We start from the raw sequence: 23688 nt of genomic DNA on the forward strand, positions 1-23688 counted from the left end.
GGAATTCGACTATGGCTACAATTCATGTCGATGGCAAATCGTATGAAGTCAACGGCTCGGAAAACTTGCTACAAGCATGTTTGAGTCTTGGCATTGATATTCCATACTTTTGTTGGCATCCATCCTTAGGTTCTGTCGGTTCTTGCCGTCAATGTGCCGTGACCCAGTACGCGAATCCAGAAGATACGCGTGGCCGTTTGGTCATGTCATGTATGACGCCTGCATCTGACAATACCTACATCTCGATTGAAGACAAAGAAGCCAAAGATTTCCGTGCTTCGATTGTTGAATTCTTGATGACCAACCACCCGCACGACTGTCCAGTCTGTGAAGAGGGTGGTCACTGTCATTTACAAGATATGACTGTGATGACACAGCACGACCGTCGTCGTTACCGTTTCACTAAACGTACGCACTATAACCAGGAGCTAGGCTCATTCATTTCTCACGAAATGAACCGTTGTATCGCGTGTTACCGTTGTGTGCGTTATTACAAAGACTACGCTGGTGGTACGGACTTCGGCGTGTATGCCAACGCATCACGTGTGTATTTCGGTCGTCCAGAATCAGGGACTTTAGAGTCTGAATTCTCGGGTAACCTGACTGAAGTATGTCCTACAGGTGTATTCACCGACAAAACTCACTCAGAACGTTATAACCGTAAATGGGACATGCAGTATGCGCCAAGCGTATGTCACGGTTGTTCTTCAGGTTGTAACATCTCTCCGGGTGAACGTTATGGTGAATTACGTCGCGTAGAAAACCGTTTCAATGGTGACGTTAACCAATATTTCCTTTGTGACAAAGGTCGTTTTGGTACAGGTTATGTGAACCGTGCAGACCGTCCACGTCAGCCGCAATTCCGTGATGGTGAAAATGTAACGACTGTTTCAGTTGATACAGCACTTGATACCGTGATTGCAAATATCCAGGGTAAAAAAGTACTGGGTATTGGTTCTCCGCGTGCATCACTTGAATCGAACTTCGCACTTCGTGAACTTGTAGGTCAAGACAACTACTCAACCGGTATGTCGCAAAAAGAGCAAAACCTGGTTGAGCTTGCTGCCTCAATCATGCAAACCGAGGGTGTTTATAACCCGACAATGCGTGAAATCGAAAGCTACGATGCAGTGTTGATTCTGGGTGAAGACTTAACCCAAACTGCGCCACGTATGGCATTGTCTGTTCGCCAGGCTGCGAAAAACAAAGCTAAAGAAATGGCGGCAGAACGCCGTACTCAAGAATGGTTGGCTGAGCCGGTACAACGTATTGCTCAAGATGCAAAATCTCCAATCTACATTCTTGCTGCGACTCAAACCCGTTTAGCTGACGTTGCGACAGGTGAAGTGGTTGCTTCTCCTAACGACATCGCGCGTTTAGGTTTTGCGGTTGCTGCGGCAGTTGCAGGTGAAGCGATTCTTGGTTTAGATGACGATGCGAAAGCATTTGCTCAAACCATCGCTGACACTTTAAAAGCTGCGAAGAAACCACTGATCATCTCTGGTACAAGTTTGCAAGACGCTGCCATCATGGAAGCTGCTGCACAAGTTGCACAGAATCTGGGTAATGCAGGCTTGACCTTGACTGTTCCTGAAGTGAACTCAATGGGCTTGGCAATCTTTGGTGGGCAAAGCCTAGAGCAAGCATTTGCACAAGACTTCGATACAGTGGTGATTGTTGAAAATGACCTTTACCGTCGTTTACCAGCTGCACAAGTGAATGCTGCACTTTCAGGCAAAGAAGTGGTCGTTCTTGATCATTCAGAAACTGAAACTGTGAAAAAAGCCAATGTTGTGCTTTCTGCTGCAAGCTTCGCTGAAGGTGATGGTACTGTGGTATCGCAAGAAGGCCGTGCACAACGTTTCTACCAAGTGTATGACCCAAGCTACTACAAACCTGAACTGGCAATCAAAGAATCTTGGCGCTGGTTACATGCCATTGAAACGGGTGTGAAAGGCAAAGCGATTTCCTGGACATTATTGGATGACGTGATTGAATCAGTGGTGAAAAACGTTCCTGCGCTTGAAGCAATTCAGGATGTTGCACCAGATGCGGGTTACCGTGTACATGGCTTGAAAATTGCGCGTGAACCACGTCGTTATTCAGGTCGTACTGCAATGCGTGCTCCGCTTTCAGTTCATGAACCGAAACAGCCAATTGATGTCGATTCTGCATTAACGTTCTCTATGGAAGGTTATGTGGGTAATGAAACGCCATCTCCACTGGTTCCATTCGCATGGTCTGCAGGCTGGAACTCTCCACAAGCCTGGAACAAATTCCAGGATAACGTGGGTGGTCATTTAAAAGGTGGTGATTCAGGCGTTCGTTTATTCGATCGTTTGGCAAAACGCCCTGTACGCAGTTTCGTGGCTCCGGCAGCAGTACTTGTCAATGCCGAAAGTTTCCGTTTGGTGCCAATGCATCATATCTTCGCTTCTGGTGAATTTACTGTGAAAACTCCGGCCATGGAATCTCGTATTCCTGCTGCCATGTTTGCAGTAGGTGAGCAGGATGCTGCGCGTCTAAACGTTCAAGATGGTCAAAAAATTACTGTGAAAGCAGGTGAGGCGACAATCAGCCTTCCAGTTCAAGTGATTGAATATTTACCTACGGGTTATATCGGTTATCCAATTGGTCTTGCACCAACGGTTTCACTTGCAGAGCCTGTCTCAGTCGCGGTAGGAGTGTAATTCATGAATCAAGAAATTATACGTCAAACACCGCTATGGGCTGAGAACTGGCCAATCGCTTATGCTGTAGGTCAAGCGATTGTGATCCTGCTTGTAGTGGTGCTTGTCGCTGCGTTGATGTCATTCATCGAACGTCGTTTACTTGCATTATGGCAAGACCGTTACGGTCCAAACCGTGTTGGTCCCGGGGGGATGTTCCAGATCGTTGCCGACATGCTGAAAATCATGTTCAAGGAAGACTGGACACCGAAGTTTGCTGACAAGCTGACTTTCCGTTTAGCACCTGCAGTTGCCATGGCAACTGCGGTACTGTCGTTCATGGTTATTCCTGTTTCACCAAATTTAGGTGTGGCAGACATGAGCATCGGCCTATTGTTCTTTATGGCAATGGCAGGTATCGCGGTTTATGCAGTACTGTTCGGCGGCTGGTCTTCAAATAACAAATATGCGTTATTGGGCGGTCTGCGTTCTGCAGCCCAAACCATTTCGTATGAAGTGTTCCTGGGGATCTCGCTGATGGGTGTAGTGGCAATTGCCGGTTCATTCAACATGCGTGAAATTGTTGAAGCACAACGCGATGTCTGGTTTGTGATTCCACAATTCTTAGGATTCATTATCTTTATTGTTGCTGGTGTTGCAGTAACGCATCGTCATCCATTTGACCAACCGGAAGCTGAACAAGAATTGGCGGAAGGTTATCACGTCGAATACGGCGGTATGAAATGGGGTATGTTCTTCGTTGCAGAATATGTCAACGTGGTTCTTATTTCAGCATTGATCGTCACTTTATTCTTTGGCGGTTGGTTAGCACCATTTAACCTAGAAATTCCATTTATTCCACCAGTATTCTGGTTCATTATCAAAACAGCATTCTTTGTAATGATGTTTGTCTTGGCGCGCGGTTCACTTATGCGTCCACGTTATGACCAGGTAATGAACTTTGGTTGGAAAATTTGTTTGCCATTGGCGTTGGTCAACTTGTTGGTGACTGGTGCTGTGATTCTGATGAATCAGGCCTAGGACAGCAGGGAGTACAAAATGTATAAAATTCTAGCTGGATTCGGGTCAATTGTACGTTCATTGTGGATGGTATTTAGCCACGTGACACGTAAACGTGACACCATTTTATATCCAGAAGTACCAGCTGAACAAATTGTTCCGCCGCGTTTCCGTGGTCGTATTGTATTGACACGTGACCCAGATGGTGAAGAACGCTGTGTGGCATGTAACCTATGTGCGGTTGCTTGTCCTGTAGGCTGTATTTCTTTACAGAAAGCAGAAAAAGAAGATGGTCGTTGGTATCCGGAGTTTTTCCGTATCAACTTCTCTCGCTGTATTTTCTGCGGTATGTGTGAAGAAGCATGTCCAACCACAGCAATTCAAATGACACCAGATTTCGAGTTAAGTGAATACGTTCGTCAAGACTTGGTTTATGAGAAAGAAAACTTGCTCATTTCAGGTCCTGGTAAATATCCTGACTATAACTTCTACCGCGTAGCTGGTATGGCTGTTGCAGGTAAAGATAAAGGTCAAGCACAACGCGAAAGCGCGCCAGTTGACGTACGGAGCTTATTACCATGATGTGGCCATTTTATTTGATGGCACTTGTGGCCATTGTTTCTACGATTCGTGTTGTGACCAATGCGAATCCTGTACATGCTTTATTAAGCTTGATCGTGTCACTCCTTGCTGTGGCAGGGATTTTCATGATCGTGGGTGCGCCATTTGCAGGTGCACTTGAAATTATTGTTTATGCCGGCGCGATCATGGTGTTGTTCGTGTTCGTAGTGATGATGCTGAATCTTGGTCAACATACGGTTGAACAGGAACGTAAATGGCTGACTTCATCGGCATGGGCATATCCAGCATTGATGAGTTTCCTGATGGGCCTAGTGCTTGTTTGGATGCTTGGTTCAGATTACACCACTTCAGGTCCGGTGATGGGCACTCAAGTTGTGGGGCCTAAAGCTGTAGGTACAGCGCTCTTTACTCACTACCTATTATTGGTAGAAGTTGCCGCAATGTTATTGCTTGCTGCCTTAGTCGCTGCATATCATTTGGGTAAACGTGAACCAAGTGCAACAGAGGAAAAAGAATAATGGGCAACATTCCTTTAGAACACGGTTTAATCGTTGCAACCATCCTTTTTGCACTGGGTTTTTACGGTGTAATGGTTCGACGCAACCTATTATTTATGTTGATGAGCCTTGAAATCATGATGAACGCAGCTGCGCTTGCGTTCGTTCTTGCGGGTAGTGCCTGGTTACAGCCAGATGGACAAATCATGTTCATTCTGATCTTAACCCTGGCTGCTGCAGAGGCTTGTATTGGTCTTGCGATCGTCCTTCAGTTCTACCATCGCTTCCATCATTTGGATGTGGATGCTGCTAGTGAGATGCGCGGATGAGTTATCTATATTTAACAATTTTATTTCCGCTCATTGGTTTTGTCCTGTTAGCGGCGGGGCGCAATAAGCTTCCTGAAAATGTAGCAGCCATTATTGGTGTTGGGGCAGTCGGTTTATCTGCTTTATTTGCACTGATTGCCGGCATGGGCTTTGTAGACAATGGTTCAGTCGCTCAGGTTCAACATCTTTGGACCTGGTTCAATGTCGGTGGTTTTGCCCCGGGCATGAGCTTGCACCTGGACGGTCTGTCATTACTGATGACCGGTATGATTACTGGTGTGGGTTTCCTGATTCACATCTTTGCATCATGGTACATGCGTGGTGACGAAGACTTTGCACGTTTCTTCTCTTACTTCAACTTGTTCGTAGCAAGCATGTTGCTTCTCGTTCTTGGCGATAACCTGGCGTTATTGTTCCTGGGTTGGGAAGGTGTAGGTCTTTGTTCTTACTTGCTGATTGGTTACTACTATCAAAACCCGGAAAATGGTTTTGCAGCCATTAAGGCATTTACCGTAACCCGTATCGGTGATGTATTCTTACTGATTGCATTGTTCATGATTTTCCAACAATTCGGTACTTTGCATATTGGTACAATCGTTGCCAACGCACCTCAAGTATTGGCAGGTGATCATTCACTGGCAATCTGGACATCGTTAATGTTGTTCTTGGGTGCTGCCGGTAAATCTGCGCAAATTCCATTACAAACATGGTTGGCCGATGCGATGGCAGGTCCTACACCTGTTTCTGCGTTGATCCATGCTGCGACAATGGTAACAGCAGGTGTTTACCTGTGCTGCCGTATGTTCTCCGTGTTTGAAATGACGCCAGAAGTGATGATGTTCATCTCGATTACTGGTGCGGTAACATTGATTGTTGCCGGTTTTGCTGCATTGGTTCAAACAGACATCAAACGTATCTTGGCTTACTCAACCATGAGTCAGCTCGGTTATATGTTTATGGCTGTAGGTGCTGAAGCATACCAGGCGGGTCTGTTCCATATGCTTTCACACGCATTCTTTAAGGCATTATTATTCTTGTCTTCTGGTGCGGTGATTCTGGCTTACCACCACGAACAAAACATTTTCAAAATGGGTGGCTTGTTCAAACATAACAAATTTCTGTTTGCCTGCTTCGCAATTGGTGGCGGTGCATTGGCTGCGATTCCATTCTTGACCATCGGCTTCTTCTCTAAAGATGCAATCTTGGGTGCAGTATGGGCTCAAGGTCAGTCTGTAGCAGTTTATAACAGCCTTTATTGGGTCGGTGTTGCAGGTGCTTTCTTAACCTCAATTTATACATTCCGTTTAATCTGGGTTGTATTCTTTGGTAAAGAGAACACGCCTTATCACGAAATCAAAGGTGCAACATATTGGGCGCCTTTGGGTATCCTTGCCGTACTTTCAACTGGTCTGGCTTATTTCTTAAAAGCACCGGTAGAAGCAGCTTTAACCAAAGCCAATATTCCAGTATTCAGCGTTTCTGAAGCACTTGAACACGGTATGCACAGTGCTGAATATACAGCCGTGGGTATTGCATTGGCTGGTCTTGTGGTGGGTATCGTATTATTTGCCTTTGCTTATAATGCAGTGAAAGGTTTTGCCCGTACTTCATTCGGTGCCGGTCTTGCCAATATCTGCCGTAATGCACTTGGTTTTGATGCGTTGTATAACATCGTATTTGTAAAACCATATTTGCTGATTGCGAAAATTTTAGGTCGTGATCCGATTGATGGTTTGTGGTTAGTGCTTCCTGCCATTGTTAAAGGTGGTCACGACTTTACCAGCTCACGTCAAACAGGTTCATTGCGTGAATACGCATCAAGTATGTCACTCGGTGTAGTGGTGTTACTGATGATCTTGATCGTGATTCAGGTAGTGGGGAAATAAGATGGAAATCACAAACAACTGGATTTTACCCGCGCTGATCCTCGTACCGTTCATTGCAGGTTTTATTTGCTGGATCGTCGACAAGCTTGACGACAAACTCCCGCGTTACATTGCGCTATTCGGCATGCTCATTACTTTGGGCTTAACCGTTGCGCTTTGGAATTCGGGTACTTATAACTACGAACTCGGCGCCAAAGTTCCAACTTGGTCTGCCGAATTCATGCTGCCTTGGATTTCAACCCTTGGCATTAACATCCACTTGGCTGTGGATGGTTTATCACTGCTTATGGTCGGCTTGACTGCATTACTGGGTGTACTTGCAGTAGGCTGTTCATGGGGCGAGATTCAAAAGAATATTGGTTTCTTCCACTTAAACCTTTTATGGTCTTTGGGTGGCGTAATTGGCGTGTTCCTGGCAATTGACCTGTTCCTGTTCTTCTTCTTCTGGGAGATGATGCTGGTACCAATCTACTTCCTGATAGCGTTATGGGGCCATAAAGGCGCGGACAACAAGTCACGTGTTTATGCTGCGACCAAGTTCTTCATCTATACCCAGGTAGCGGGTTTAATCATGCTAATCGGTATCCTAGGCCTTGTGGTTTACGGTTACATGATGACGGGCATGATCGGCTTCGATTACAACTACCTGTTAGGTGTGGCGAATACGCTTGATGCAAAGTTACCATCAGTGGCTTATGCCTTGATGATCTGTATGTTCATTGGTTTCGCGGTAAAACTTCCAGTGTTCCCATTGCATGGCTGGTTACCAGATGCGCATGCTCAAGCTCCGACAGCCGGTTCTGTCGACTTGGCTGGTATCTTGATTAAAACTGCTGCATACGGTCTGCTTCGTTTTGTAATGCCATTCTTCCCGGCGGCTTCTGCACAGTTTGCAGACATCGCGATCATTTTCGGTTTAATCGGTATCTTCTACGGTGCTTGGTGTGCTTTCCAGCAAACCGATATGAAACGTTTGCTTGCGTATACTTCAATTTCGCACATGGGCTTTGTATTACTTGCACTTTACGCAGGTAATATCTTAACGTTCCAAGGCTTAATGATCATGATGCTGGCACATGGTATTTCATCTGCTGCCTTGTTCATTATGTGTGGCCAGGTGTATGAGCGTTTGCATACACGTGACTTACGTTTAATGGGCGGTATTCGCGGTCAGTTCCAATACCTTTCATTCTTCTTGATGTTCTTTGTTGCTGCGCTTGTGGGTATTCCAGGTTTAGGTAACTTTATTGGTGAATTCCTGATTTTGATGGGTTCATTCAACAAATTCCCGACTTTCACCATTTTGGCGGCAATCAGCTTGGTATTGGCAGGTCTTTACGGCTTGATCTTGATTCACAAAGCATTGTTTGGTACGCCAAATGAAGAGCAAAAACAACATTATACAAACCCGCTTAAAGACTTGAATGCGCGTGAAATTGTTATTCTGTTAGTGTGTGCTTTTGGTCTACTATGGCTCGGTATCTATCCACAAAGCTTCCTTGATATTTCAAATTCAAGCATGGCGTGGTTAGCGAACAGCTATATCCCAGTTCAAGAAGTTGTCGATGCGACTCAACAGGTCGTATCTCAACAAAATGTGGAGATCCAATAAGCCATGAACTTCACAATGTCATTTTCTGAGCTTATGCCATTAGCTCCTGTGATGATCGTGGCTTTAACTGCGATCGTAGTGATGCTTCTCATTGCAATTAAACGTAACCATAATTTAATTGCAACAGCCTCTGTCGTCGGCTTGAACCTTGCTGCAGCCTATGTCCTGATTGCTATGTTCGGTGGTGCTTTTGCACCAGCGAACATCATGGGCATGTTTATGCTTGACCCATTTACCTTGCTTTACCAATTGGTCATCCTGATTGCTGCACTGGCTTGCTGTACCTTGTCACATGCTTATATTGAAAGCTATAAAGATAACCGTGAAGAACTGTATATCTTGATGCTGTGCTCGGTCGCGGGCGCAATGCTGATGGTTGCAAGTTCTCATTATGCATCTTTCTTCATTAGCCTTGAGCTAATGTCGATTCCTGTATACGGTCTTTTGGCTTATACGCACCAACGTTCACAATCGTTAGAAGCGGGTATTAAATACCTTGTTCTTTCAGCAACTGCTTCTGCAATGTTGTTGATGGGCATGGCATATATCTATGCGTATACTGGTTCATTGTCTTTCTATGACAATGTTCAGGCCCTGATGCAAGCACTGAAACAACCAATGGTGATCTTAGGCCTAGGCTTAATTGTCTTTGCCGTTGCATTCAAACTGTCTCTTGCGCCATTCCATAAATGGACACCAGACGTGTATGCAGGTGCGCCAGCGCCAATCGCAACATTCCTTGCGACTGTGGCTAAGGTAGCGACTATTGGTCTGTTCGTACGTTATTTGCTGGCTTCAGGTGCAATCCTGGTAGATTCAATCGTAACCATCATCACGATTATTGCGGTGCTTTCTATCCTGGTGGGTAACTTCCTTGCAGTACGTCAAGTCAACTTGAAACGTATTCTGGGTTACTCTTCAATTGCGCACTTTGGTTACTTGCTGATTGGTTTAGTCAGCATGACTTATGCAAGCCTGGGTAACGTATCTGTTTACGTGATCACTTATGTATTGACGACTATTGGTGCATTCGGTGCTGTAGCGTTGATGTCGAGTCCGTATAACAATGCAGATGAAGCTCAAAGTTTGGCTGATTACCGTGGTTTGTTCTGGCGCCGTCCAGTACTGACTGCGACCTTGACTGTCATGATGTTGTCACTTGCCGGTATTCCATTAACTGCAGGCTTCATAGGTAAGTTCCTGGTAGTAATGGCTGCTGTAACGACTCAGCACTGGTTCATGGCTGCAATGATTATAGTCGGTTCAGGTATTGGTCTGTACTATTACCTTCGTGTGATGGTAGTAATGTATATGACACCGCCAGATACGCCACGTATTGATGCCGATAAACATTGGGGTCAAAAAGTGGGTGGTATGATGGTGCTTGCTGCTGCATTGGCTGTATTGATCATTGGTGTTTATCCTGATCCAATCATCAAATTAGCACTTCAGGCCGAGATTTTATCTCCATTGCATTTCATGCTATCTCAGCAATAATCTAAAAAAACTATAAGTTTTTTGAAAAAGCCTCCTTAGATAGGGGGCTTTTTTGTTTATAAGAGATATAAAAAACATTTATAATAGACGAAATTTTATCTCATCTTTTAGGTGCTCTCCCGTGGCTATTCATGAAATCCGTCATCCGCTTATCCGACATAAACTTGGTTTGCTGCGTCGTGCAGACATCAGTACAAAGAACTTTCGCGAACTAGCACAAGAAGTGACCATGCTTCTGACTTATGAAGCAACCAAAGACTTGCCGATGTGTGATCATGAAATTGAAGGTTGGAATGGCAAAGTCAGTGTAGACCGTATTGCCGGTAAAAAAATTACCGTTGTGCCGATTCTACGTGCCGGTATTGGTATGTTAGATGGTTTCTTAAACCTGATTCCAAGTGCAAAAGTATCGGTTCTTGGTCTTGAACGTGATGAAGAAACTTTGGAAGCACGTACTTACTATAAAAAATTGGTACCTGATGTACAAAACCGTTTAGCAATGATCATTGACCCGATGCTGGCAACAGGTTCTTCATTGGTGGCAGCGATTGATGTATTGAAAGCAAGCGGCTGTAAAGACATTCGCGTGATGGTTTTGGTTGCGGCACCTGAAGGTATTAAAAAAGTAGAAGAAAAACACCCAGATGTAACAATTTTCACCGCTTCTATTGATGACGGTCTGAATGGAAATGGTTATATCGTTCCAGGTCTGGGCGACGCGGGCGATAAAATTTTTGGTTCAGTGCAAAAAGACTGATCCTTGAAGACAAATTAAAAGAGGCTTCAAGCCTCTTTTTTTATATACTGTAGACATGGCATTTTTAAGCATAGGGCGACAGCATGAAAGATGAATTACATCAGGGTAAAATCAAAAAGTATGACCCTGAAAAAGGCTTTGGTTTTATTGGTTCAGCTGAAGGAGATATTTTCTTTCATATTTCAGATTTCCCTGCGGCAGAAGGCGAACCAAAACGTAATGAACGTGTGACATTCGTGGCTGTTGAAAATGGCGATAAGTATAAGGCGGTTCGTATAGAACGCGTTGAAGACAAGTCTGCAAAAGCGAAAAAATCGAAGATTGCTTCACACAACCAATCTATTACATCTGCTTTATTGTCGAATTTTAAACGTTGAACATTCACCTGTTAAGATGAAGAATTCAAAGTGATATCTGGTCAGCTCTGGGTGACAGATTGGATAAAAACTTTACTTCAGTGCAAGTAGATTAATATTTGACTTTTGCATGAATAAAAAAAAGGGGCATAAGGCCTCTTTTTTTATTAAAATAAAAAAATAATAGCAATTAAAAGAGTGAGATATGTTTGTTGAGGGGAAATTAAAAAGCTATATCACGGATCGTGGTTTTGGCTTTATTCAAGTTGAAGGGCAATCGAAAGAGCTTTTTTTTCATATCAATGATTTTCCAAAAAAAAGTGTTGAACCCAAAATTGGAGAAAAATTAAAGTTTCGTATTGTGGAAGATGACGGTAAATTAAAAGCTTCTCAGATTGTACGCCTGGATTTAAAGCGATCTGCAGCTAAGGCTCAAACTTATGCAGAACCTCAAGTTCAGATCAAGCAAAGTGCTTCACCACGTTATAATAAAAAGAGTGGTAAGGGCCGTATTTTTACCATACTGGGATTAATCGTGATTGTCGTGTTGGCTGTAATGGTTTACGGCAAATATCAGGATTATCGCACCGCAGAGCAACTAAAAGCACAACAGTTGATCGTCGAACAACAGCGTATTGTCTCAGAGCAGCGAGAAGCACTGGGAGATTTACCCGAAGCAGTTTTATCGGAGCAGGGGCAACGTAATTTAGCTGGTGAAACGTACAATACCAATAAACCTCGCTCAGAAAAAATCAGTGCCAGTATTGACCAGCAAAATGGTATTAAGCTAGCAACCACCCAATTTAAATGTGATGAACGGCAGCATTGCAGTCAAATGAATTTAAGAGCAGAAGCGGTTTGGTACGTGCAAAACTGTCCAAATCATAAAATGGACGGCGATGGTGATGGCATACCGTGTGAAAATGATCCACGCTGGTAATAAAAGTGCCATTGAGGCGCTTTTTTTATTACAATCATCGACATAAGATTTAAAGAATAAGAGATTGTTATGTTTGCTGAAGGGACAATCAAAAGCTATAACACTGAGCGTGGCTTTGGCTTTATTGATGTGAATGGGGAAAAGAAAGATTTATTTTTTCATATCAAAGATTTTCCCAATAAAAATATCGAACCTAAAATAGGCGAGAACTTAAAATTTCGTATTGTTGAAGATAACGGTAAATTAAAAGCCGATAATATTGTTCGTTTAGATGTGAAAGTTGAATCTGTATCACATACGCCGCTGAGTCGAGCAAAAGAGAAGAGTAATTACCGACATCGTCAAAGTAAAAATGATAAGCAGGAGGGAGGATTCCTCACCACTATTATTGGTCTGGTTGTTATTGGTGTACTGATTTATATGGCCTACGGTAAATACCAGCGTTGGCAACTTTCACAACAAGCACCGATTACTGTACAAACTGTTGTCGAGCAGCCTGTTAATTCGAATCCAAATGGTTATCGTTGTGATGGCCGTACACGTTGTGGTCAAATGAATTCTCGTGAAGAAGCACGCTGGTTTGTGCGCAATTGTCCGGGAACACAAATGGATGGTAACAATGATGGTGAACCTTGTGAAAATGATTCACGCTGGTAAAACAAGTAGAAAATGAAAAAGCGCCCTCTACGGGCGCTTTTTAAAAGCTGAAATCACTTATCTTCGCAAAATTGCATAAAGGCTTTTAGACCAGGTCCCTGATATTTTTGACGATGTACCAGCATGAACAATGGACGGGTCAATTGCCAGAATGGAGTATCCAAAATCACCAACTGACCTTTTTCAAGTAAAGGTTCAATCGCAAGTTTAGAAATACAGGACATGCCTAAACCGCCTGCGACAATTTTAAGAATTGCTTCATTATGACCCAGAGTTAAACGAATATTCGCGTCTGGCAGATCCTTAAGAATGGCATTATCAAAAACTTCACGGGTGCCTGAACCTTCTTCACGTAAAATCCATTCTACACCTGCGGCCTTAAAGTCAGCAGGGGTTAAAGTCCGTTCAAGCTGTGCAAGCGGATGATTTGGTGCACAGCACACGGCCAGTTCGTCATCACGCCAATGAATACATTGTAACTGCGGGAGGTGGCATGAACCTTCGATTAAAGCTAAATCCAGCTGAAACTGGTTCACAGCTTCAATCATTTGACGGGTATTGCCGACTTGAAGTTGTAAATGTGCTTGTGGCTGAATTTGAAGGAAATCTGCCATTAAATCGGGCATTAAGTAATCTGAAATCGTAAGCGTTGCACCTAAGCGTAAGTCGATACTTTGTAGCTCGCCTTTGGCTGCCTGCTCGAATGCATCACAACGACCTAAAATTTCTAATGCCTGTGGCAATAGGTAACGTCCTAAGTCATTCAATTGTAGACGTTTACCGAGACGGTCGAACAGTGGAGCACCCAAGCCATCTTCCAAATCTGCTAAAGCCATACTTGCAGCACTTTGCGTGAGCTTAACGGCATCGCTGGCTTTGGTTACTGTGCCTTCTTGTGCGACTGCTACAAAAACAGCCAACTGGCGTAAGGTCATGCGCATGAATAGAGCCTTAACATTTAAAAAATATTAATAAATTATATTGTCATGCTACCATGAGCACAGTCTTTCATGCCACGTTGAAATCATGTCAATTGAAAAATTTAGCTTAGAAAAAGTTTTATCTGTACACCGTTGGACCAATACCTTATTCAGTTTTACCATGACACGACCTGCACATTTTAAATTTACTGCAGGGCAGTTTGCACGTATTGGACTACAAGTGGGTGATGAACTGGTGGTTCGAGCTTATTCTGTGGTGTCATCACCTTTTGATGAAACCCTGGAATTCTTTTCAATTGTGGTGCCAGAAGGCGCTTTTACCTCAAATTTACAGCATCTCAAAGTTGGAGATGAACTGTACCTGGAAAAAATCCCGTATGGATTTTTAACCCTGGCGCGCTACCAGTTACCCTTACCGAATGATTTGTGGTTATTAGGCACAGGTACGGGTCTGGCACCATTTTTATCGATGTTGCAAGACTTTGAAACCTGGTCTAAATATCAAAAGATTAATCTGGTTTATAGTGTGCGAACCGAAGCCGAACTGGCTTATGTGGAGCGTATTCAGGAAATTGCTGCAACCTTTGGCGAAGGGCATACTGGCTTTAAATTTATCCCGATTATCACCCGTGATCCCAATGCAGCATTGCATGAGCGTTTACCGGTACTGATTGAAAATGGTGAACTGGAAAAAGCGGCAGGTTTGCAATTTAATGTGGAAACCAGCCACGTCATGCTGTGTGGTAACCCGCAAATGGTAGACGATACCAAAGAAGCCTTAAAAGCACGTGGTTTGATTATGAACCGCCGTGGTGAAGGGAATATTGCAGTCGAGAATTATTGGTAAAATCCTTTTAATGCTCCTTCCTTTGGAAAAGGTGAGAAGTACTGTTTGACAAGGGAGGGATTTAATCGGATGTAAACCATCTAAAAATTAATCCCTCCCAACCTCCCTTTAAGAAAGGGAGGAGACGCAGGCACAAAAAAACCTCCACAGTGGAGGTTTTTTAATATCATTATCTTAGTGTACAAACATATCAATATATTCACGGATTTCTTGAATGGCGGTTTCCACATCGCTAGTGAGCCATGTCGGTTCAAACAGACCCGCATAATGTTCAAGACGATCTTGTGGTACCACCAAACGAATTGGGCATTCTTCTTCCAATAAGCGCCAAGGAATAATCGGCACTTCATTATCTAAAAAAGGTGCGATATTACGAATATCAATCACCATCGCGTTGATGCATTCAGGAAAAGGCATCACTGAAAATTCTTCGGTACGACGACGGAAATATTCCAGATCACCCCATTTAAGCACGTAACTTGGTTTATTAAATTCAATAATACCAATGAGATGTTCATCACGAGTGTAATGCAAGCAACATTGATGAGTGACGTCAGTGTCCAAATCAAGCGTTACAGATTGCTGACGATACGCCATAAAGTTAAGCAGCATGAAAAACAAGGTGCACAATTATAGCTCATTTTAAACCTTTCAGCACCTTTAGCCAGATTCATCTTGATTTAAGCTTAAAGATAAAAATACGTTGCCTTTATTTTGCTGTAACAGTTACTTAAAGCGTTTTTTACCAAATTTTCAAAACTGGTATGGCTTATGCATTTATTTTGTTATTGCAAAAAATAGAATAAGAGGTGCGTATGTCCGAAATTAAAACCGTAATAGAAAATGCCCCAATAGCGGGAAACGTGACAGAAGACTATTTTGCCCAACGTCAATTAAAAAAAGGTGCTGTCGGATGGCTGCTTTTAGTTGGCCTAGGAGTTGCCTATGTGATTTCAGGTGACTTTGCCGGCTGGAATTTTGGTTTGGCGCAAGGCGGTTGGGGCGGAATGTTTATTGCTACCATCATTGTGTCAGTCATGTACCTGTGCATGTGTTTAGCCATGTCGGAAATGTCGAGCATGTTGCCTACAGCGGGCGGCGGTTACAGTTTTGCGCGGACGGCTTTTGGTCCATTAGGCGGTTACTTGACCGGTACGGCCATTTTAATTGAGTACGCCATTGCACCTGCTGCGATTGCCTGTTTTATTGGCGCCTATTGCGAATCCTTGTTTGGCATTGGAGGCTGGATGGTTTATCTGGTCTGTTATCTATTTTTTATGGGATTGCATTTAAAAGGTGCAGGGGAAGCATTAAAAATCATTTTCATAATTACCGCCGTTGCCGCTGTCGCATTGTTGGTTTTTATTGTGGCGATGGTACCTTATTTTGATCGTGCCAACCTGTTTAATATTGCAGTCAATACTGACGCGGTTGGTTCGAGTGTATTGCTACCTTTAGGATATTTAGGCATTTGGGCCGCAGTACCTTATGCAATCTGGTTTTTTCTGGCAGTGGAAGGCGTGCCTTTAGCCGCTGAAGAAGCCAAGGAGCCGCATAAATCGTTACCGCGTGGCTTAATTGGTTCTATGGTTATTCTGGCGATTTTTGCCTTGAGTATTTTGATTTTAGGTCCAGGCGCAGCGGGCGCAGATGCTTTAAAAAATTCAGGCGCGCCCTTGGTTGATGCTTTAAAAGCAGTTTATGGTGAAAGTACCTGGCTTGCTGGTTTTGTAAACTTTGTCGGTTTGGCCGGTTTAATTGCCAGTTTCTTCTCGATCATTTATGCCTATTCACGCCAAGTCTTTGCGCTTTCACGTGCCGGCTATTTACCGAAAAAACTCTCTTTAACAAATAACAACCATGCTCCGCATTTAGCAATTATCATTCCGGGTATTATTGGTTTTATGCTGTCATTAACTGGAGAGGGCGATTTACTTATTTTGATGGCTGTGTTTGGTGCCACCATTTCTTATGTATTGATGATGATGGCGTATATCAAACTGAAAATTTCAAAACCCGATATGCCACGTCCCTATAAAGCACCGGGTGGAATCATTACTGCATCGGTTGCCTTGATTCTTGCCGCTATTGCAGTGGTAGCAGGTTTTGTGGTTGACCCTAAAGTCTGGTTGATGGCAGCCGCCATTTATGTGGTTTTTATTGTGTATTTCCTGGTTTATAGCCGAAATAAATTGGTTGCCGGAACACCAGAAGAAGAGTTTGCCAATATTCAGGCCGCAGAACAGGAACTGAAATAATAAGAAAATCAGGAGCAATGCAGCATGCTGTATCAAATCAATGTAGCTCATCATCATTATGTTTTTGCAGACTTAAAAACTTTAATGGCGAAAGCGACGCCGGAACGCTCGGGCGATCAGCTGGCAGGAATTGCGGCGCAAGATGCAACAGAACGGGTCGCAGCACAGATGTGTCTGGCAGATGTGCCGCTCAAGCAATTTTTGCAAGAAACGTTGATTGATTATGATCAGGATGAAGTGACCCGTTTAATTATTGATGAACATGATGCATTGGCTTTTTATCCCATTTCACATTTTAGTGTAGGAGACTTTCGCAACTGGCTACTCAGTGAAGACGCCAGCACAGAAAAATTGCAACATTTACAAGCGGGGCTGACACCTGAAATGGTGGCTGCGGTGAGCAAGATTATGCGCAATCAGGACTTGATTCTGGTCGCAAAGAAATGCCGTGTCATCACCCAATTTAGGAACACCATTGGCTTGGAAGGACGGCTTTCGACCCGATTACAGCCAAACCATCCCACCGATGATTTACTCGGGATTTCTGCCAGTATTTTAGATGGTTTGATGTATGGCAATGGGGATGCCGTGATTGGCATTAATCCGGCGACTGATAATCTGCAAAATCTTTCAGAACTCTTGAGACTGCTGGATCATATTATTCATGAATATGAGATTCCGACCCAGTCCTGTGTCTTGACTCATGTCAGTTCAGGCATCGAGCTGGTCAATAAAAATGTGCCGGTCGATTTAATGTTTCAGTCGATTGCCGGTTCACAAGCCGCCAATAGCGCTTTCGGGATTGATTTAGCCATGTTGCAGCAAGGCTATGAAGCTGCTTTAAGTTTAAAACGCGGTACGGTCGGTCAGAACGTGATGTATTTTGAAACCGGACAGGGCAGTGCCTTATCTAGTAATGCCCATCATGGGGTAGATCAGCAAACCATGGAAGCGCGAGCCTATGCCGTGGCTCGAAAGTATCAGCCTTTTCTGGTCAATACTGTGGTCGGTTTTATTGGCCCTGAATATTTATATAACGGCAAACAGATTATTCGGGCAGGGCTGGAAGATCACTTCTGTGGCAAATTACTGGGTCTGCCGATGGGCTGCGATATTTGCTATACCAACCATGCCGATGCCGATCAGGATGATATGGATGTGTTACTCACATTGCTGGCCAATGCCGGGATTAATTTTATTATGGGGATTCCGGGTTCGGATGATGTGATGCTGAATTATCAAACCACTTCTTTTCATGATGCTTTATATATTCGCCAATTATTAGGTTTGCAGCCAGCACCCGAGTTTGCAGCCTGGCTGGAGCAACAGGGAATTTTGAAACAGCATTACACAGAACTGCAATGGCCGAGCCAGCTGCCGGAAAAGTTCTCCCGTTTAATCATGTCATGAGCGGAGGATTGGAGCATGAAAGTACAATACGATGTCCAGTTTCAACCCGAGCTGAAGAAAAATGCCTGGGAGCAACTAAAACAGTTTACCGATGCCCGAATTGCATTAGGTCGCGCGGGGTGCAGTCAGCCCACTCAGCCTTCATTGCAGTTTCAGCTAGCACATGCGCAGGCCAAAGATGCCGTTTTAAAAATGCTGGATGTTGAAAGCTTAAAAGCACAGTTAAAAAAGCTGAATAACGATATTTTGTACATTTCCAGTTGTGCGGTAGATAAAGATAGTTATTTAAAACGTCCCGATTTAGGTCGAGTACTGTCAGCGTCATCCAGAACATTATTACAGCAATATCAGCAGCAACATCAGACTGAATATGATGTGCTGATTGTGGCGGGTGATGGCTTGTCGGCACGTGCGATTGAAGTGAATGCAGGACATTTTGTTGAACAGTTAGCTCAAGCTTGCCTAAATGAGGGTTGGTCGGTTGCGCCATTGGTGATTGCAACCGGAAGTCGGGTAGCACTGGGTGATGAAGTTGCAGAAATTCTAAAAGCTAAAATGCTGGTAATGCTGATTGGTGAGCGTCCGGGTTTAAGTTCACCTGACAGTATGGGAATTTATTACACTTGGAACGCATATCAAGGCTGCCCTGATGCCAAACGCAATTGCATTTCCAATGTGCGTCCTGCCGGATTATCTGACTTAGTGGCAATTCAGCGTTTAATAGCATTGATGAGAAAGTCTCGTCAGCTGCAATTTTCAGGCGTACATCTTAAAGATGAACATGAAATGCTGGTTGAAACCCACACTTCCTCTAATTTAAAACGTATTTTCTGATTTGACAGTATATAAGGCAAGTTTACATGTATTCACCATGTCACTATGCTTTTACACATAACTAAATTGTGGATATTGCTAGTATAAAAATATGAAAAACAAGATAAAGCAGAGGAATATATGCCACATGATTTTAATAAACCGCCTCATGTAACGACACAGGAAGAGAGAACTCAGAAAAAGCGTCTGCCTGTTTATATCTTGGTTATCGTAGGTGTTTTTCTGATTGCGTTACTGGCTTACATGTTTGCGGATACCGAACCAGATGCTAAAGATGCGCCTCCTGGACATCCTGATCCTTCAGCCCAAACAGCAACACCAAACAATACCACTCCAAATACCGGAACAGCGACAGCAACAGATGAACCTGTAGGAACAGCTGTTGATACAGCAACCGAAGCGGGTGAAAGTGACGCGATTAAAAATGCAGCCGACAATGTGGGCGTGGGACGTAGTAACTCGAATTAAAACGACAATTTTAATGTATTAATTTAAAGCTCTAATCTGAAAGGATTAGGGCTTTTTTGCAATCAAATGTGCGCTTTTGTTGTATTTATGCTGGTTTGTATTGAAGAAAAAATATTCGAATCCTAATGTGTTCTTAACTTCATAGTTTTAGGTTAACTAACCGACAAAACCCAATATTCATCTGCGATAGAACTTCAATAAGTAATAACAAGAGGACATGACAATATGAATGAGTATTTTTCTGGAGGCCCAAGAGGGGGTGAATTTGATGCAATGTATTATTGGAATCAATTTCATCCTATTTTAGCTGCCATCGCCATTTTAATCATAGGTTGGATTATTGCCCTCATTATTGCGGCAGGAATTAAAAAAGTTTTACAAAAGCTTGGAACAAATCAAAGACTTTCTAGTGCGACAGGACATCGCGCAAATATGGAAAGTATCGTTTCGCGTATCGTTTTTTGGATTGTGATGATCATTGCGGTCATAGGTGCATTTAATGTGCTTAATCTCACCAGTGTGAGTGGACCGTTCAGCAATATGATTCAGCAATTCCTGTTGTTTATTCCTCGACTTTTAGCGGCTCTTGCGGTCGGTTTTATTGGCTGGATTGTAGCGACTCTGGTCAAAGTAGGAATGCAAAAACTGCTGGATCGAACTGAACTGGACGAAAAATTAAGTGCTGACGTAGGTGTCAGTCCGATTAGCCAGAACATTAGTGACATTGTTTATTGGCTGATTTTGTTATTATTCCTGCCAATTGTACTGTCTATTTTAGGCTTAACCGGCTTGCTGCTTCCAGTACAAAATATGGTGAATGAAGTTGTTTCATTCTTGCCTAATATCTTTATTGCCGGTGTGATTGTATTTGTCGGTTATATTCTGGCAAAAATTGTACGCGGTATTGTTGAAGGTCTGGTCGGCAGTTTAAATCTACAGCATGAAACACAAAAGATTGGTTTCCTGAAAAATTCTAATTTGCCAAAAGTATTAGGCTCTTTTGTTTTCGCTGTAATTATTATTACTGCGCTGATTATTGCATTTGAAGCTTTAGGTATTCAGGCGATTTCACAACCTGCAACAGCCATGTTGTATGAAATCATGAATGCGATTCCGCATATTATTGCGGCGGGTCTAATTCTGATTTTGGCTTATGTAGTTTCACGTTTCGTGGCTAATCTGGTGGTTGACGTATTGGCTGGAACAGGTGTTGATGAATTACCTGCCAAAATGGATGCACAACGCTTTTTGGGAACGACCAAAGTATCAACCATTGTTGGATACATGATCGTTTTCTTTACCATGCTATTTGCAGTATCGGAAGCTGCAAACCGACTTGGTTTTGAACAGGTTAGTGCGCTGATCTCGATGTTTATCCAGTTCGGTGCCAATATTTTACTTGGTGCTGTCATCTTGATGATCGGCTTCTGGCTTGCAAACATTGTTGCGAAAGTCATTGGGCGTGGGGAATATAACAGTTCACGCTGGTTGGCCAACCTGGTTCGCATCCTGATTATAGGTTTGGTTATTGCCATGGGCTTACGTGCCATGGGTATTGCCGATTCGATTGTAAATCTTGCCTTCGGTTTAACCTTGGGCGCAGTTGCGGTTGCCTTTGCTTTGGCCTTTGGTTTAGGTGGTCGTGATCCGGCACAACGAGTATTGACTGACTTAATTGATAAATGCAAAAGAGAGGCAAAGGAGCCGAATCCTTTCCATGAGGAAAATTCAGACCTGATGACTTCAAGTTCAGATTCTGACTCAATCTCTGCCCATGCTGCACAAGCATTTACTGCACATGGCACATCAGAAGTGAATCAAGGTTCGGACCCTTCAGTGGATAAATCTTCTGAACTGGAAATGGATGGAGGCGCACCAGCAACGTCTGGTTCTAACAAACCCGTAGCGGCGAGTCCATACCCAATCTCAGATCAGAAAGAAACGCTCATGCCTGATTTGTCCAATCCAACTCCTGCTTCATTAACTACCGCACCGCAAGATGCACAAAAACCGGATCCAGATCAGAGTATTCCAGATTCTCTGCGTGTTGATCCAAAAAATCCGCCAGTAAATAATCCTTTTGGATCGACTGGTGAGAAAGAATCCGATGTCGATATCAATAGCGACAAAGGCCAAACTTATCCTGGTTCCAGCGATGACAAAAAATAATCGTTAGGATTAGGAAAATCAGTCACCTCAGCACAACCAAAGCGCTGCTTTGGTTGTGCACAATAGAGCAACATTTATTTGTTGCTCTATTGCTATGAAGTAATGATTAAATAAGTAATAAGTGAAATTAACTTAATTTTCTATTTCTAGCCTGAGACGGTTAAAAATACATCCTTGTAACTTTGGACAAATGATCAACAGAACTTCATTCATAACAGGAGATCTCAATGAGTAGAAGACCCCCAAATAAGTTTATTGCTCCCATAGTTATTGCAGGTATTACCGCAGGATTTTTTATTAGTGCTTATAAATTTGTCTTTGCCAAACCCAAGCGGGTAGATACGCAGATGGATTATGCAGATTTAGCAGATCAGCCGCAAAAAAAAGATGAAAAATAGTTAAAAAATAATCGTTTTTATATTCTGTTTATGCTATTTATAAAATAACTATTTCATAAAATTTAAGTGTTTATATAAATATTAATGAAATATATATTCTTTATACTCGGATGTATGAAGTGAATAATAAAAGGAGAAAAGAGATGTTATTAAATAAGGTTATAAAAAAATTAATCATGCAAAGACGAGAAGCAAATCAACCTGCTTATATGACTGAAGCCATTGCAAAAATGGATCTTGCCATTAAGCGTATACAGCAGAATAAACAGGTTCATTTACTACGCACGGATTATCTGGAATAAGCTATTTCACATTAAACATATTGCGATGCGGCATGCGCAGACGCCCATGCCCATTGAAAATTAAAACCGCCTAAGTGACCAGACACATCCAGAACTTCACCGACAAAATACAAGCCTTTTTGTTTCTTGCTTTCCATGGTTTTGGAGGAAACTTCAGTGGTATCTACACCGCCTAAGGTCACTTCCGCAGTCCGGTATCCTTCAGTTCCTGAGGGTTTTACTTCAAAAGCATGTAAACGCTTGGCAATCTGTTCCAGTTTATCATCACTCAAATTACCTATTGCCGTATCGGCAAGGTCTGCCCAGATTAGATTTTGTAATTCCAGCACCACACTTTTAGGCAAATGCTCGGTTAACAAAGTACGCAGTAGCACTTTAGGCTGGCTGGCTTTTTTAGCCTTGAAGAAATCTACCAGATCGAGGTAAGGCAGAAAGTTGATGTGAAAACTTTGACCAACATTCCAGTAGTTAGAAAGCTGCAATGAACTTGGACCACTTAAACCGCGATGGGTAAACAGCAAGGCTTCAGTAAAACTGTTTAAATCATTCGACAGGGTGGCATCAACTGCATTACCGCTTAAACGTGTGGTCACTTCTTTAAACTGATCCGAGAAAGTAAAAGGCACTAAACCTGCACGGGTCGCATGGACATGATGCCCAAACTGTTTGGCAATGTCATAACCTATTCCTGAACCACCCAGTGTCGGTACAGATAAACCGCCTGTTGCCACAACCACAGATTCAGCTTGGAAATAACCTGCATTAGTCGCAACTTGGAAACCTTGTTCATCTAGAGCTGTTACCGCTTTGACTTCACAGCTTGTTTTAATCTCGACCAGGTCAGTTTTATCACATTCGGCCAGCAGCATGGCCAAAATTTCTTTAGCACCGTTTAAGGTAAATAACTGACCGTGTTTACGCTCTTCGTATTCAATACCGTGTTCACACACCAGGCCAATAAAGTCCCAGTTGGTATAGCGAGTTAAGGCCGAGATCACAAAGTGCGGATTATGAGAAATATAGTTTTCAGGCTCGACATACAGATTGGTAAAATTACATTTACCGCCACCAGACATCAGGATTTTTTTACCCACCTTGTTGGCTTTTTCCAGGACCAAAACTTTACGGCCACGCTGTGCTGCCATGTAGGCCAACATCAGACCTGATGCACCGGCACCTAAAACAATGACATCGTACTGATTTGAAGACATGGACAAACTCGCGGGAGATAAAAGCAGGGCATTATAGACAATTTTTCC

Annotated in this window: 23 protein-coding genes; 20 read left to right on the top strand and 3 right to left on the bottom strand. The window is 43.1% G+C overall.

Going from position 1 to position 23688, the window contains the following annotated elements:
• The first annotated feature begins 11 nt into the window (after positions 1 to 11).
• The 12 genes from nuoG to B4C48_RS04145 all read left to right on the top strand — a co-directional run bounded on the left by nuoG (position 12) and on the right by B4C48_RS04145 (position 12802).
• Positions 12 to 2690, top strand: coding sequence for an NADH-quinone oxidoreductase subunit NuoG (gene nuoG / locus B4C48_RS04090; RefSeq protein WP_291354345.1), 2679 nt, complete (start codon positions 12 to 14; stop codon positions 2688 to 2690).
• 3 nt (positions 2691 to 2693) lie between these two features.
• On the top strand, positions 2694 to 3710 hold the full coding sequence (gene nuoH, locus B4C48_RS04095) for an NADH-quinone oxidoreductase subunit NuoH (RefSeq protein ID WP_291354346.1): 1017 nt from the start codon (positions 2694 to 2696) through the stop codon (positions 3708 to 3710).
• Positions 3711 to 3728: 18 nt separating this feature from the next.
• Complete coding sequence (gene nuoI / locus B4C48_RS04100) at positions 3729 to 4271, top strand: NADH-quinone oxidoreductase subunit NuoI (RefSeq protein ID WP_291354347.1); 543 nt, start codon at positions 3729 to 3731, stop codon at positions 4269 to 4271.
• A complete protein-coding gene (nuoJ, locus tag B4C48_RS04105; protein WP_291354427.1) occupies positions 4271 to 4789 on the top strand; it encodes an NADH-quinone oxidoreductase subunit J in 519 nt (172 codons plus the stop codon). The genes nuoI and nuoJ overlap by 1 nt, the downstream gene beginning before the upstream one ends.
• A complete protein-coding gene (nuoK, locus tag B4C48_RS04110; RefSeq protein WP_004651041.1) occupies positions 4789 to 5097 on the top strand; it encodes an NADH-quinone oxidoreductase subunit NuoK in 309 nt (102 codons plus the stop codon). Before nuoJ ends, nuoK begins: the two co-directional genes overlap by 1 nt.
• Positions 5094 to 6983, top strand: a complete 1890-nt coding sequence (gene nuoL / locus B4C48_RS04115; protein ID WP_291354348.1) for an NADH-quinone oxidoreductase subunit L — start codon at positions 5094 to 5096, stop codon at positions 6981 to 6983. Before nuoK ends, nuoL begins: the two co-directional genes overlap by 4 nt.
• A gap of 7 nt (positions 6984 to 6990) precedes the next feature.
• Positions 6991 to 8595 (top strand): NADH-quinone oxidoreductase subunit M, encoded by a 1605-nt coding sequence (gene nuoM, locus B4C48_RS04120; protein WP_291354428.1) that lies wholly within the window; start codon positions 6991 to 6993, stop codon positions 8593 to 8595.
• Between the two features lie 3 nt (positions 8596 to 8598).
• The gene (gene nuoN / locus B4C48_RS04125) at positions 8599 to 10092 is read left to right on the top strand and encodes an NADH-quinone oxidoreductase subunit NuoN (protein ID WP_291354349.1); all 1494 of its coding nucleotides are present in this window, start codon (positions 8599 to 8601) and stop codon (positions 10090 to 10092) included.
• Positions 10093 to 10213: 121 nt separating this feature from the next.
• Positions 10214 to 10849 carry a uracil phosphoribosyltransferase gene (gene upp, locus B4C48_RS04130; RefSeq protein WP_291354350.1) on the top strand — a complete coding sequence of 212 codons (636 nt, stop codon included), beginning with the start codon at positions 10214 to 10216 and terminating at the stop codon, positions 10847 to 10849.
• 83 nt (positions 10850 to 10932) lie between these two features.
• Positions 10933 to 11226 carry a cold-shock protein gene (locus B4C48_RS04135; protein ID WP_291354351.1) on the top strand — a complete coding sequence of 98 codons (294 nt, stop codon included), beginning with the start codon at positions 10933 to 10935 and terminating at the stop codon, positions 11224 to 11226.
• A gap of 184 nt (positions 11227 to 11410) precedes the next feature.
• The gene (locus B4C48_RS04140) at positions 11411 to 12145 is read left to right on the top strand and encodes an excalibur calcium-binding domain-containing protein (RefSeq protein ID WP_291354352.1); all 735 of its coding nucleotides are present in this window, start codon (positions 11411 to 11413) and stop codon (positions 12143 to 12145) included.
• Between the two features lie 69 nt (positions 12146 to 12214).
• On the top strand, positions 12215 to 12802 hold the full coding sequence (locus tag B4C48_RS04145; protein WP_291354353.1) for a cold shock domain-containing protein: 588 nt from the start codon (positions 12215 to 12217) through the stop codon (positions 12800 to 12802).
• A gap of 53 nt (positions 12803 to 12855) precedes the next feature.
• Here B4C48_RS04145 and gigC read toward each other — a convergent pair whose 3' ends face one another.
• On the bottom strand, positions 12856 to 13743 hold the full coding sequence (gene gigC / locus B4C48_RS04150; RefSeq protein WP_291354354.1) for a LysR family transcriptional regulator GigC: 888 nt from the start codon (positions 13741 to 13743) through the stop codon (positions 12856 to 12858).
• 85 nt (positions 13744 to 13828) lie between these two features.
• Between gigC and B4C48_RS04155 the strand changes: the two genes are divergently transcribed.
• Positions 13829 to 14590 carry a ferredoxin--NADP reductase gene (locus tag B4C48_RS04155; protein WP_291354355.1) on the top strand — a complete coding sequence of 254 codons (762 nt, stop codon included), beginning with the start codon at positions 13829 to 13831 and terminating at the stop codon, positions 14588 to 14590.
• Between the two features lie 174 nt (positions 14591 to 14764).
• Here B4C48_RS04155 and B4C48_RS04160 read toward each other — a convergent pair whose 3' ends face one another.
• Positions 14765 to 15187, bottom strand: a complete 423-nt coding sequence (locus B4C48_RS04160) for a hypothetical protein (RefSeq protein WP_291354429.1) — start codon at positions 15185 to 15187, stop codon at positions 14765 to 14767.
• A 218-nt stretch (positions 15188 to 15405) separates the two neighbouring features.
• Here B4C48_RS04160 and eat point away from each other — a divergent pair, with 218 nt between their 5' ends.
• The 7 genes from eat to B4C48_RS04195 all read left to right on the top strand — a co-directional run bounded on the left by eat (position 15406) and on the right by B4C48_RS04195 (position 22429).
• Complete coding sequence (gene eat, locus B4C48_RS04165; protein ID WP_291354356.1) at positions 15406 to 16848, top strand: ethanolamine permease; 1443 nt, start codon at positions 15406 to 15408, stop codon at positions 16846 to 16848.
• Between the two features lie 24 nt (positions 16849 to 16872).
• Entirely contained in the window at positions 16873 to 18258 is a 1386-nt protein-coding gene (locus B4C48_RS04170) for an ethanolamine ammonia-lyase subunit EutB (protein ID WP_291354357.1), read from the top strand.
• A gap of 15 nt (positions 18259 to 18273) precedes the next feature.
• Positions 18274 to 19092: an ethanolamine ammonia-lyase subunit EutC gene (gene eutC / locus B4C48_RS04175; RefSeq protein ID WP_291354358.1), complete on the top strand. Its 819-nt coding sequence runs from the start codon at positions 18274 to 18276 to the stop codon at positions 19090 to 19092.
• A gap of 120 nt (positions 19093 to 19212) precedes the next feature.
• Positions 19213 to 19560 carry a hypothetical protein gene (locus tag B4C48_RS04180; RefSeq protein ID WP_291354359.1) on the top strand — a complete coding sequence of 116 codons (348 nt, stop codon included), beginning with the start codon at positions 19213 to 19215 and terminating at the stop codon, positions 19558 to 19560.
• A 225-nt stretch (positions 19561 to 19785) separates the two neighbouring features.
• Complete coding sequence (locus tag B4C48_RS04185; RefSeq protein WP_291354360.1) at positions 19786 to 21729, top strand: mechanosensitive ion channel; 1944 nt, start codon at positions 19786 to 19788, stop codon at positions 21727 to 21729.
• A 227-nt stretch (positions 21730 to 21956) separates the two neighbouring features.
• The gene (locus B4C48_RS04190; RefSeq protein WP_291354361.1) at positions 21957 to 22127 is read left to right on the top strand and encodes a hypothetical protein; all 171 of its coding nucleotides are present in this window, start codon (positions 21957 to 21959) and stop codon (positions 22125 to 22127) included.
• Positions 22128 to 22303: 176 nt separating this feature from the next.
• Positions 22304 to 22429, top strand: a complete 126-nt coding sequence (locus B4C48_RS04195; RefSeq protein WP_291354362.1) for a hypothetical protein — start codon at positions 22304 to 22306, stop codon at positions 22427 to 22429.
• 11 nt (positions 22430 to 22440) lie between these two features.
• On the opposite strand, the gene B4C48_RS04200 is transcribed toward B4C48_RS04195, so the two are convergent.
• Positions 22441 to 23640 (bottom strand): NAD(P)/FAD-dependent oxidoreductase, encoded by a 1200-nt coding sequence (locus B4C48_RS04200; RefSeq protein WP_291354363.1) that lies wholly within the window; start codon positions 23638 to 23640, stop codon positions 22441 to 22443.
• Positions 23641 to 23688 lie beyond the last annotated feature (48 nt).

Origin of the sequence: Acinetobacter sp. UBA3106, from assembly GCA_002365595.1 — a bacterium.
Lineage (GTDB): Bacteria > Pseudomonadota > Gammaproteobacteria > Pseudomonadales > Moraxellaceae > Acinetobacter.

Bases quoted from the DNA above. Each gene is read 5' to 3' on its own strand.
- B4C48_RS04145 (WP_291354353.1), top strand. From the start codon at position 12,215: ATGTTTGCTGAAGGGACAATCAAAAGCTATAACACTGAGCGTGGCTTT.
- nuoI (WP_291354347.1), top strand. From the start codon at position 3,729: ATGTATAAAATTCTAGCTGGATTCGGGTCAATTGTACGTTCATTGTGG.
- B4C48_RS04155 (WP_291354355.1), top strand. From the start codon at position 13,829: ATGTCAATTGAAAAATTTAGCTTAGAAAAAGTTTTATCTGTACACCGT.
- B4C48_RS04200 (WP_291354363.1), bottom strand. From the start codon at position 23,640: ATGTCTTCAAATCAGTACGATGTCATTGTTTTAGGTGCCGGTGCATCA.
- nuoH (WP_291354346.1), top strand. From the start codon at position 2,694: ATGAATCAAGAAATTATACGTCAAACACCGCTATGGGCTGAGAACTGG.
- B4C48_RS04140 (WP_291354352.1), top strand. From the start codon at position 11,411: ATGTTTGTTGAGGGGAAATTAAAAAGCTATATCACGGATCGTGGTTTT.
- nuoJ (WP_291354427.1), top strand. From the start codon at position 4,271: ATGTGGCCATTTTATTTGATGGCACTTGTGGCCATTGTTTCTACGATT.
- B4C48_RS04160 (WP_291354429.1), bottom strand. From the start codon at position 15,187: ATGGCGTATCGTCAGCAATCTGTAACGCTTGATTTGGACACTGACGTC.
- eutC (WP_291354358.1), top strand. From the start codon at position 18,274: ATGAAAGTACAATACGATGTCCAGTTTCAACCCGAGCTGAAGAAAAAT.
- B4C48_RS04180 (WP_291354359.1), top strand. From the start codon at position 19,213: ATGCCACATGATTTTAATAAACCGCCTCATGTAACGACACAGGAAGAG.
- nuoG (WP_291354345.1), top strand. From the start codon at position 12: ATGGCTACAATTCATGTCGATGGCAAATCGTATGAAGTCAACGGCTCG.
- B4C48_RS04135 (WP_291354351.1), top strand. From the start codon at position 10,933: ATGAAAGATGAATTACATCAGGGTAAAATCAAAAAGTATGACCCTGAA.
- B4C48_RS04195 (WP_291354362.1), top strand. From the start codon at position 22,304: ATGCAAAGACGAGAAGCAAATCAACCTGCTTATATGACTGAAGCCATT.
- B4C48_RS04185 (WP_291354360.1), top strand. From the start codon at position 19,786: ATGAATGAGTATTTTTCTGGAGGCCCAAGAGGGGGTGAATTTGATGCA.
- nuoL (WP_291354348.1), top strand. From the start codon at position 5,094: ATGAGTTATCTATATTTAACAATTTTATTTCCGCTCATTGGTTTTGTC.
- eat (WP_291354356.1), top strand. From the start codon at position 15,406: ATGTCCGAAATTAAAACCGTAATAGAAAATGCCCCAATAGCGGGAAAC.
- B4C48_RS04190 (WP_291354361.1), top strand. From the start codon at position 21,957: ATGAGTAGAAGACCCCCAAATAAGTTTATTGCTCCCATAGTTATTGCA.
- nuoK (WP_004651041.1), top strand. From the start codon at position 4,789: ATGGGCAACATTCCTTTAGAACACGGTTTAATCGTTGCAACCATCCTT.
- gigC (WP_291354354.1), bottom strand. From the start codon at position 13,743: ATGCGCATGACCTTACGCCAGTTGGCTGTTTTTGTAGCAGTCGCACAA.
- nuoN (WP_291354349.1), top strand. From the start codon at position 8,599: ATGAACTTCACAATGTCATTTTCTGAGCTTATGCCATTAGCTCCTGTG.
- B4C48_RS04170 (WP_291354357.1), top strand. From the start codon at position 16,873: ATGCTGTATCAAATCAATGTAGCTCATCATCATTATGTTTTTGCAGAC.